Origin of the sequence: Vitreimonas sp., assembly GCF_035627415.1 — a bacterium.
Classification (GTDB): Bacteria; Pseudomonadota; Alphaproteobacteria; order Caulobacterales; family Aquidulcibacteraceae; genus Vitreimonas.
In genome coordinates, this window is the sequence record NZ_DASPLU010000027.1 from 1 (window position 1) to 9327 (window position 9327).

Annotated in this window: 10 protein-coding genes; 3 read left to right on the plus strand and 7 right to left on the minus strand. The window is 67.1% G+C overall.

The window, feature by feature from the left end; translation table 11 throughout:
• Nucleotides 1-384: 384 nt before the first annotated feature.
• Complete coding sequence (locus VEA80_RS14690) at nt 385-519, minus strand: hypothetical protein (RefSeq protein WP_325061513.1); 135 nt, start codon at nt 517-519, stop codon at nt 385-387.
• 257 nt (nt 520-776) lie between these two features.
• Here VEA80_RS14690 and VEA80_RS14695 point away from each other — a divergent pair, with 257 nt between their 5' ends.
• Entirely contained in the window at nt 777-2582 is a 1806-nt protein-coding gene (locus VEA80_RS14695) for a hypothetical protein (RefSeq protein ID WP_325061514.1), read from the plus strand.
• A 69-nt stretch (nt 2583-2651) separates the two neighbouring features.
• Here the strand turns inward: VEA80_RS14695 and VEA80_RS14700 are convergent, their stop codons facing one another.
• From VEA80_RS14700 to VEA80_RS14720, 5 genes are all read right to left on the minus strand, one after another.
• Nucleotides 2652-3257, minus strand: a complete 606-nt coding sequence (locus tag VEA80_RS14700; protein WP_325061515.1) for an ABC-type transport auxiliary lipoprotein family protein — start codon at nt 3255-3257, stop codon at nt 2652-2654.
• A complete protein-coding gene (locus VEA80_RS14705; protein WP_325061516.1) occupies nt 3254-4102 on the minus strand; it encodes an MlaD family protein in 849 nt (282 codons plus the stop codon). Before VEA80_RS14705 ends, VEA80_RS14700 begins: the two co-directional genes overlap by 4 nt.
• 4 nt (nt 4103-4106) lie before the next feature.
• The gene (locus tag VEA80_RS14710; RefSeq protein ID WP_325061517.1) at nt 4107-4859 is read right to left on the minus strand and encodes an ABC transporter ATP-binding protein; all 753 of its coding nucleotides are present in this window, start codon (nt 4857-4859) and stop codon (nt 4107-4109) included.
• Nucleotides 4856-5989 (minus strand): ABC transporter permease, encoded by a 1134-nt coding sequence (locus VEA80_RS14715; protein ID WP_325061518.1) that lies wholly within the window; start codon nt 5987-5989, stop codon nt 4856-4858. The genes VEA80_RS14710 and VEA80_RS14715 overlap by 4 nt, the downstream gene beginning before the upstream one ends.
• A 125-nt stretch (nt 5990-6114) precedes the next feature.
• Nucleotides 6115-7311: an MFS transporter gene (locus tag VEA80_RS14720; protein ID WP_325061519.1), complete on the minus strand. Its 1197-nt coding sequence runs from the start codon at nt 7309-7311 to the stop codon at nt 6115-6117.
• A 92-nt stretch (nt 7312-7403) separates the two neighbouring features.
• Here VEA80_RS14720 and pip point away from each other — a divergent pair, with 92 nt between their 5' ends.
• Nucleotides 7404-8384, plus strand: a complete 981-nt coding sequence (pip, locus tag VEA80_RS14725) for a prolyl aminopeptidase (RefSeq protein ID WP_325061520.1) — start codon at nt 7404-7406, stop codon at nt 8382-8384.
• A 55-nt stretch (nt 8385-8439) separates the two neighbouring features.
• Nucleotides 8440-8745, plus strand: a complete 306-nt coding sequence (locus VEA80_RS14730; RefSeq protein ID WP_325061521.1) for an endonuclease domain-containing protein — start codon at nt 8440-8442, stop codon at nt 8743-8745.
• Between the two features lie 137 nt (nt 8746-8882).
• Here the strand turns inward: VEA80_RS14730 and VEA80_RS14735 are convergent.
• Nucleotides 8883-9327 (minus strand): FtsW/RodA/SpoVE family cell cycle protein (locus tag VEA80_RS14735; protein ID WP_325061522.1); only part of this gene is annotated, 445 nt, incomplete at its 5' end.

Sequence of the window (9327 nt, forward strand, 5' to 3'; positions counted from 1 at the left end):
CCCTGGGAGGCGGCTCGGCCGACGGCGTGCGGGGTGTTGTGTTCACCAACACGTTCCGGTTCGTCTTCCCGCGTTTGACGCGGGCTTCTGCGCCTCTGCGATACCTCCGCCTTCCGCCACGTCTGCCGCGCCGGAGGCTTCGGCCTTTTCCGCTCGCATTCCGAAGCGCCCAGCCTTGGCGCGTCGGCGGAAAAGCATCAGCGCTTCACGCTCTCTCGCATCGCTTCACGTCAGCTCGAACAGGGTACCGACTGCTCTCCGGTGTGAAACGATGCAGGCATTATACGCCCGGTCAGAGAGGGGGCGGATAGATTTTTTTGAATTGCATTTAGGATCAACGATGTCGGCGCCCGTATGCCGGGGATTGAGTGGCCGGTTTCGCGCCTAGGCCGTCTTCGGCGGCGGCATCTGGTCGGGCGGCGGATCGTCGATCTCTTCGGGCGGACGTTTGTCCGGCGGCGTCGTCGGCACCGGCTGGTCCTTGCGGTGATCGACCGGATCGGGCTCGTGCTCTTGCATGGGCGTGCAACGCGCAAGGCGCCGGATGGCTCCCCCGCCCGCCGCATTTACGCTTCGCATGGGACGCGAACCGCGCCGGCGCGGCGATCCCGCAGACACGCGCATCAACCTTAATTCCCGCGCCAAACGCGCATTTCGGCGCGTTGCTTGCCCCAATACGGCGCACGCGCAGCGCGCGAAATGCGCTCGCCTGGCTGGCATGGGCGTTGCAGCCGGCGGGTTAACGCCCGCGATCCGCGGGTGCGCGGGAGTTTACGATGTACTTCGATCAAGAGGACGATGAGCGCGATCCGTTCGCGGCGTTCGGCGATCTCGACGCCACCAATCACGGCTTCGCCAATGACGATCTCGACGCCACGGTGCAGCAGCCGGCGGTGGTCGAGCCCGAAACGCAAACCAAGGTGAAAACCGGCTTCTCGTGGGCCGGCTTCATGGGCGGCGCCGCCGCTCTGGTGTGGGTCGCCGGCGCAATCGGCGGGCCGCTCTCCTATTTCGGCGTCGACGCCATCATGACCATGGATCCGGCGATGCAGGCCGGCCTCGTCGCGCTAGCGATCGGCCCGGCGCTGCTGTTCTGGGTCACCGCCTCGGCCGCGGGCGAAGCGCTGAAGACGCGCCGCATCGCGACGCAGCTGACGCAGAAGATCGCGCACGAAAACCGCTTCCCGACCGAAGCGGCCGAAACCCACGCCCAGCGCCTCAGCGAAACGGTGAAGACCGAGATCGAGTCGCTCAACGACGCCGTCGCCTCGGCGATGGACCGTCTGGCCGAACTCGAACGCGCCGCCCAGCGCAACGCCGCCTTGATCGGCGAAGCGGTCGCCGCCTCACGCGAGAGCGCCGAGACCATGACGCAGGCGCTGAAGACCGAGCGCGACGCGATCATCGAACTCAACAGCGATCTGCGCGGTCAGACCGACACGATCGCACACTCGATCGGCCGTCAGGTCCGCCTGATGCGCGAAGCCTCGAAGATGGTGAAGACGGAAGTCGTCGCCGCCGAAGACGCGCTGGAATCGCATCTCGCCGCCTTCACGGCTTCGGCCACGGTGATGGGCGAGCGCACCGCGCACTTCCACATCGTCGCCGACAAAGCCGCGGCCGCGACGACGCAGCTCAACGGCTCGATGACGGAAATGCTGAGCGGCCTCGCCGAAGCCACGCGCCTCACCGAGACGGCGAAGAAGTCGACGGCCGAAGCGGTGCTCGCCGCCAACGAAACCGCCGGCGCCGTGCGTGAGACGACCCGCGCCGCCGTGTTCGAGGCCAAGCGCGCAGCGCAGCTGATCCGCGCCGAAACTGTCGCCATGCAGGAAGCGGCCAACGACACTTTGGCCAAGCTGCAGGACGCGGCGAACGCGGCGCGTGAAGCCTCGGTCGAAAGCGAAGCCGCGGCCGATCGCTACACCGCGCAGATCGAGAAGCGCCTCGGCGCGCTCGCCTCGGCGGCCGGCGGCAAGAAGGCCGCCGCGCCGCAGCGCCCGGTCGAACGCGCCATCGAGCGTACGGTCGAGCGCAAGCCACAGCCGGTCGCCGTCGAAGATGAAGTGACGACGCTGCACGCTGCGGCTCGCGCCGCCGTCGCGCGCGGCGCCGCGCCGCAAGCGGAGGTGGAGACGCAAACCAAGCGCGTGTTCAAGGGCTTCGGCTCGTGGGGCAACTTCATGCCGCCGGCGCCGCGCGACGAAGAAGCCCCCGTCGCCGCCAACGAAGACGGCTTCGCACTCGCCTCGTTCGGCAACCCTGATGACGAACTGAAGGCCGGCGCCATCAATCTGGTGCTCAATTCGGGCGTCGATATCGACGACGTGCTGCAGCCGCTCGACCTCGAGCGCATCGCCCGCTCATCGCGTGAAGGCGCCAGCGCGCGCCGCCGCGCGGTGGTGGACGCGGCGCCCGGCGCGGTGGGCCGCATCGCCCGTCACGTCAAGCGCAGCACCACGGCGCAAGAACTGGCCAGCCAGTTCCGCTCTCGTCCGGATCTCGCCAAGAGCGAGAAGAAGGGTGAAGGCTCGGAGCTGGTCCGCGCCTACCTGCTGATCGACGCGGCGCTCGCCTCGTAATCAGCCGGGTGACACACACGCACACGAAGCGGGTCGAACAACTCCCTCAGACCTAGCCGTGCGTGTGTGTCACCGCTCGGCGGACGCCATCGCTTCCGCCGCCGCTTCAGCCGCAAACTCCCCAATGCGCGCGCTGCCTTCCCGGGCGGCGCGCGCAAGCGCATCGGCGGCCATCTGCGACGAACGGCTCGACACCGGCGCCTCTGTCGAAATGATCCGTGAGGCGACAATCTGACGGCCGCGCTGCACCAGCCGCACGTCGGCGACGAAGCGCGCGGTCATGCTCTCTTCCTGCACTTCGAAATCGAGCACTTCCCAGCGGATCTGATAGTCCGCCTGCGCTTCGCCGGCGCGAACCGCAGCGCGAAAACGGCCCTGGCGCACCAGCGTCTCCACCAAGGTCTGCTGCAGCGCGTCAGCGGCGCGCGAGGACCATTGCGTCTGATCGACGTAGGCGATGCTGTCGCCGGTGCGCCAGATCAGGTCGCCGCCGAGTATGGCGCGCTCGCCCGTGGGCTCCGCAACCGAGATCACCGCGTCGATCGGCGCGCCCTGCAGCGGCGCAACGTTCTGCGCCTCGAGCACGAACGTGCGCGGCGGCGGCGGCGGCTTCGGCAGCAGCGAGATGCAGCCGCCAAGCAGCGTCAGAGAGGCAAGCAGCACAGCGCGCATCATGGCTCGAGCTCCACAGTCGGCCGCGGCGCGCGCGGCGTAAGCAAGGACGGATTCTCTTCGAGATTGGTCGCAACGCGGTTGATCGAGCTTGCCGCGCGGCGAATCTCTTCGGCCGCAAGCGTGAGCTCCGGCAGCGTCTCGCCCGAGGCGACGCCGGCGGCGTCATTGATCTCTCCGATGACCTGATCGAGTTCGGCCAAATCTCTTTGCATCTGCCGCGCGAGCACGGTGACTTCGCGCGCCGCCGCGCCGGATTCGTTGATCACCGAGTCCTGCGCCGCCAAACGCTGCGACACCTCCTCCAGATTTTCCACGATGCGGGTGACGCGGGCGATGTTCTCGTCAGTCAGAAGATCGCGCACCGCCGCCATGGCTTCGCTGGCGCGTAGCGCGATGTCTTCCGAGCGCTCGACCAGGATGTCGATCTGACTGCCACGGCCCGGAATGCGCGGGGGCGGACCGCCGAATCCGGCGCGGAGCAGCTGCGCTTCGGCGCTGCCGGGCGAGAGCTGGATCAGCGTGACGCCGGTGAGGCCGATCGGCTCGAGTTGCGCTTCGCTATCGGTCTTGACCGGCACGTCGCTGGAGACGCGGATGCGGGCGATGACGCGGTTGGTGTTATCGGGATCGATCCGCAGCGTATCGACTTCACCGACCTTGATGCCGTTGAAGCGGACCTCGCCGCCTTCGGTGAGGCCGCGCACCGGATCGTCGAACACGACGTCATAGACGTTGTAGCCGCGATTGAACTGACCGCCCGTGATCCACATCGCGAACAGCATGATCAGCACCGCGCCGATGACGGTGGCCGCGCCGATCAGGACGTAATTGGCCTTCGTTTCCATGGCTCTACCTTTCCGCCGCGCCGCGCCCGGCTGCGCGGCCGCGCGGTCCTGAGAAGTATTCCTTCACCCAGCCCGTGGCATCGGCTTCGATCTCCGGGATCGTGCCGATGGCGGCGACCTTGCCGGCGTAAAGCACGGCGACGCGGTCGCAAATGGCGTGGAGCGTGTCGAGATCGTGCGTGACGAGAAACACCGTGAGGCCAAGCGAGCGGGCGAGGTCGCGGGTCATCTCGTCGAAGTTCGCCGCCGAAATCGGGTCCAGGCCGGCCGTCGGTTCGTCCAGGAAGAGCAGCTCCGGATCGAGCGCGATCGCCCGCGCCACGGCCGCGCGTTTGCGCATGCCGCCGGAAATCTGCGCCGGCTTCTTGTGGTGCGCGTCCGCATCGAGACCGGCCATCGAAAGCTTCAGAGCCGCAATCTCCGAGCGCAGAACATGCGAGAGCTCGGTGTGCTCGCGCAGCGGCGCTTCCACGTTCTCGAGCACAGTCAAGTTCGAGAACAGCGCGCCGTCCTGAAACATCACCCCTCGCCGCGGTTCGAGATCGTGCTCCTCGAAATAGGGAAAGCTGATCTCTCCGGCCGTCACCGCCTGCAGATCGACGATCTCGCGCAGCAACACCGATTTGCCGGTGCCGGAGGGGCCGACGACGCCGAGAATTTCGCCGCGGCGTACGTCGAGGTCGAGCCCGTCATGGACGGTCTGCTCGCCGAAGCGGGTGACGATACCGCGGACGCGGATGGCGATCTCCTCGCTCACCAGCCCATCTCCAGGTACCAGAGCGCGAACAGCGCATCGATCGTGATCACCATGAAGATGGCCTGCACCACCGATGTGGTGACGCGCTTGCCGAGCGAGCCGACATCGCCGCCGACCGACAGCCCCTGCTTGCAGCCGATGATGGCGAGCACGAGCGCGAACACCGGCGCCTTGGCGAAGCCGACCCAGAAATGCTGCGCCGGCACGACTTCGGAAACACGGGCGAAGAACATGGCCGGGCTGATGTCGAGTTCGACCCAGCAGACGAGCAAGCCGCCGAAGATGCCGGACATCATCGCGCCGAAGGTGAGGATCGGCGTCATCACCAGCATGGCGATGATCCGCGGCGCGACCAGAGCGTCCATCGGATCGATGCCAATGACGCGCATGGCGTCGATTTCCTGGCGCATCTTCATCGCGCCGATCTCGGCGGTGAAGGCGCTGTTGGTGCGCCCGGCGAGGATGACGGCGGTGATGACGACACCAAACTCGCGCAGCACAGAGAACGCCACCAGTTCGACGGTGAACACCGAGGCGCCGAAATCGCCGAGGATGCGGGCGCCGAGATAGGCCACCACCATGCCGATGAAGAACGAGAGCAGCAGCACGATCGGCAGCGCGTTGAGGCCGGCGGTTTCCATCACATGCACGATGGAAGTCCAGCGGATGCGGCGCGGCACGGCGACGAGGCGCGCCAGCACGACGAGGGACTCGCCATAAAAGCCGACCGTTTCGATCACTTCTTCGCCGATAGTTGCGACCGCGCGGCCGACGCGGTCGAGCGCGCCGACAATCCCGGCGAGTCGCGCCGGCTGCTCGCCGGGCGGCGCGTAGGCTTTGCGCGCCGCTTGCAGCAGCCGCACCGCATTGGCGTGCTGGCCGCGGATGGCGATCCGGGTCTGCTCGCCGGCGGGGCTGTCGCGGAAGGTGCGGTCGACGAGATAGGCGCCGGCGACGTCGAAGCGGCCGAGCTGGCTCACATCGACCGCCGCGCCCGGCTTCAGGCGCTGGGCGAGCGCCGACAGCTGCGCTTCGAGGCTGGCGATGGTGTCCACCGTCCAGTCCCCGCGCAGCGCCAAAACGGGCGCGCGCTCATCCTCGCGGAAGTCGAAGGCGGCCTCGGCGGCCATGTGCGGGCGATCCCCTTTTATGGTCGAGCTTTTCTGCCCCTCAACCGATAAGGGCTAACAGAAAACATTCGCCAAAGATGCCAAACGCGCGTCTCGGGCGATGTTCCCGCGTCAGGGGAGATTTCTTAACCGTGTGTTGCTCGCCCGGCGTGCGGCGCCGGTTTCAGCAGCAAAACCGCGAGGGCGCCGCCGGCGGCCGCCATCGCCGCCATGGCCCAATAGCCGCGCGCGCCGCCATGGTCGTAAAGATAGCCTGAAAGCAAAGTCGAACCGCCCATCAGCACGCCGGCGGAGATCGCGGCGTAGAGCGTTTGCGCCATGGTCGCGGCGTCGTCGGGCGCTTCCCGGTAGATGAGCCGCATCGCCCCGATGTGCGAGGCGGCAAAGCTCAGCGCATGCAGCGCCTGCAGCGGCCACAACACGAACCCGACCGGGGCGAAGCCCATCGCCAGCCAGCGCGCGACGGCGCCGCCGGCGCCCAGCATAATCAAAGCTTCCGGACTCACGCGCCGTTCGACGGACGGCAGGCTGAAGAGAAAGCCGATCTCGATGGCGACACCGAACGCCCACAGCACGCCGACCATCTCCGGCGACAGCCCCTGCCCGCGCCAGACGAGAGTCGAGAAGCCGTAATAGAAGCCGTGCGCACTCTGGATCAGCCCGCAAGCGACGATCAGGACGATGAAGCGGCGGTTGCGGAGAAGATCGCCGAGCGCCCCGGTTCGCGCCTCGTGCGTGCGCACCAAGGGCGGATCGCGCTTCAGGCCGAGCCATGACGTCGCCGCCACGAGCGTCAGCCCGCACAGCACCCACACGACGACCGCGCCCAAGCCGAAACGGGAGATCAGCGCCCCGCCCGCGACGTTGGCGACGATGAACGCGGCCGAGCCGATGCCGCGGGCGACGCCGTAACTGAGCTTGCCCTCCGCGGTGGCCCGCAAAGTCGCTGCTTCGATCAGCGGATTGAGCGCCTGCGTCAGCGACAGCGCGACGAAGCCGAACGCCAAGAGCTGCCAAAAGCCGTCGGCGATGAAGAAGAACGCGGCGTAGGCCGCGAGCGCCGCGACGGACACGAGTTTCAGCGGCGCGCCGCGATCATTGGTCCCGTCCGCCCAGTAGGCGATCGCGGTGCCGGTGAGGATGCGCGCGAACTGCGCCAGCGACAGCACCGCGCCGATCTCGGCGCCCGAAAGCGCGCGCTCGACCTCGAGCCAGCGCGGCAGGAACACGAGGATGACGCCAGTGGTGCCGAACAGCGCCGACATCACCATCGTCACGCGCGCGGCGCGGGAGGCAAGGACAGGTTCGGAATCGGCGCTCACGGCGCCCCGCGCCTAGCATCCTCTCGCGCTCTAAGGGAGGGGAATTGATTCCGCGCCTTGCCCGAACCGCGCTGGCCCCGTAACCAAGCAGCATGTACGGCCACACTCCCCCGCACCGTCGCGACCTCTACCCCGCACTCGAAGCGTCACAGACCGAGATGCTGAAGGTGTCGGACCTGCACACGCTCTATGTGGAGCAGAGCGGCAATCCGCGCGGGCGCCCCGCCATCGCGCTGCACGGCGGCCCGGGCGGCGGATTGTCGCCCGAGATGCGCCGCTTCTTCGATCCGCAGCGTTACCGCATCGTGATGATGGATCAGCGCGGTTGCGGCCGCTCGATGCCGCACGCGGAGCTGCGTGAGAACACGACTTGGGATCTGGTTGCCGACATCGAGCGCGTTCGCGAACGCTACGGCATCGACAAATGGCTGGTGTTCGGCGGCTCATGGGGCTCGACGCTCGCCCTCGCTTACGCCGCCAAGCATCCCGAGCGCGTCTCAGGACTGGTGTTGCGCGGCATCTTCACGCTGCGCAAGAGCGAGATCGACTGGTTCTATCAGGAAGGCGCGAGCCACATCTTCCCCGACGCGTTCGCCCGCTACGCCGCGGCGATCCCGCCGGAGGAGCGCGGCGATTTTCTCGCGGCGTACCACAAGCGGCTCGTCTCGAACGATTGGGAGACGCGCCTCAAGGCGGCGCGCGCGTGGGCGCGTTGGGAGGGCGAGACGATCTCGATCGCCGGACCGAGCGCGTTACCATCTCGCTTCAACGAAGATCGCTTCGTCGAAGCCTTCGCGCGGATCGAGAACCACTACTTCGTCAATGACGGCTTCTTCGAATACGACGGCTGGCTGTTGGACCAGGCGCCGCGGCTCAGGCACATCCCCTGCCGCATCGCCCACGGCCGCTACGACATGTGCACGCCGCTGACGACAGCCTGGGAGCTGAAACAACGCTGGCCGGAGGCGGAGCTGGAGATCGTGCACGACGCGGGACATAGCTCGCTGGAGCCGGGAATCGTCGACGCGCTGGTGCGGGCGACAGATTGGATGGCGGATAAGGCGAAGTGGTAGCGTCCCTCGCCCCGCGCAACGCGCGGGGGAGGGTGGCGGCGAAGCCGCCGGGAGGGTGAAGCATCCTCCTGAAGTCGAGCGAGCTCGGCGGCTACGCCAAACGCAAAGCGTAGCCGAGAAGCTTCTCTGGCAGCGCGTTCGCAAAAATCAGCTGAACGGCTGGGGCTTTCGCCGCCAATCGCCGGTGGCGGGCTTCGTTGTCGACTTCGTGAGTCACAAGCCAGCGATCGTTGTGGAGGTCGATGGTCCTCGCCATGATGATCAAGAGCAGAAAATCTTCGATGCGAACCGCACGCGCGTGATTGAAGCTCAGGGCTTCTTAGTGCTCCGCGAAGGAGCGGGTGGTGCGCGACGCAATTGAGCATGTCTTAGCGTGGATTTCAGAGGTAGGCGCGCTGGTGCTTGCAAAGCAGTGCGTGCCTTTGGCGTTGAGGCGGATGGACACTGTCCCCCTCCCCTAGCCCCTCCCCCGCGCTTTGCGCGGGGCGAGGGGAATCTCTACCACAGCCACCCTCTCGCGCCGTGCTGATCGCGGTGTAAGTCGATCGACAGCACGATCGCGTACCCCGCCAGCAGCGTGAACATAGCCGTGCCGCCAAAGCTGATGATCGGCAGCGGGATGCCCACTACCGGCACCAGGCCGATCACCATCGCGGTGTTGATGAAGACGTAGCAGGCGAGTGTTGCGGCGACGCCGGCGGCGGCGAGCTTGCCGAACAACGAGCGTGCGCGCAGCGCCACCTGCATCGTCAACGCCATGAGGGCGCCGAACAGGCCGAGCACGAGCACGCCGCCGAGAAGGCCGAATTCCTCGACGATCATCGTGAAGATGAAGTCGGTGTGCTTCTCCGGCAAGAAGTCGAGCTGACTTTGCGTGCCCTGCAGATAGCCCCGGCCGAAGAGGCCAGCCGAACCGATGGCGATCTTCGATTGCAGCACGTGA

What these genes read in the sequence shown, in the direction of transcription:
- pip (WP_325061520.1), top strand. Translation starts at nt 7,404, where the DNA reads ATGTACGGCCACACTCCCCCGCACCGTCGCGACCTCTACCCCGCACTC.
- VEA80_RS14700 (WP_325061515.1), bottom strand. Translation starts at nt 3,257, where the DNA reads ATGATGCGCGCTGTGCTGCTTGCCTCTCTGACGCTGCTTGGCGGCTGC.
- VEA80_RS14695 (WP_325061514.1), top strand. Translation starts at nt 777, where the DNA reads ATGTACTTCGATCAAGAGGACGATGAGCGCGATCCGTTCGCGGCGTTC.
- VEA80_RS14705 (WP_325061516.1), bottom strand. Translation starts at nt 4,102, where the DNA reads ATGGAAACGAAGGCCAATTACGTCCTGATCGGCGCGGCCACCGTCATC.
- VEA80_RS14690 (WP_325061513.1), bottom strand. Translation starts at nt 519, where the DNA reads ATGCAAGAGCACGAGCCCGATCCGGTCGATCACCGCAAGGACCAGCCG.
- VEA80_RS14715 (WP_325061518.1), bottom strand. Translation starts at nt 5,989, where the DNA reads ATGGCCGCCGAGGCCGCCTTCGACTTCCGCGAGGATGAGCGCGCGCCC.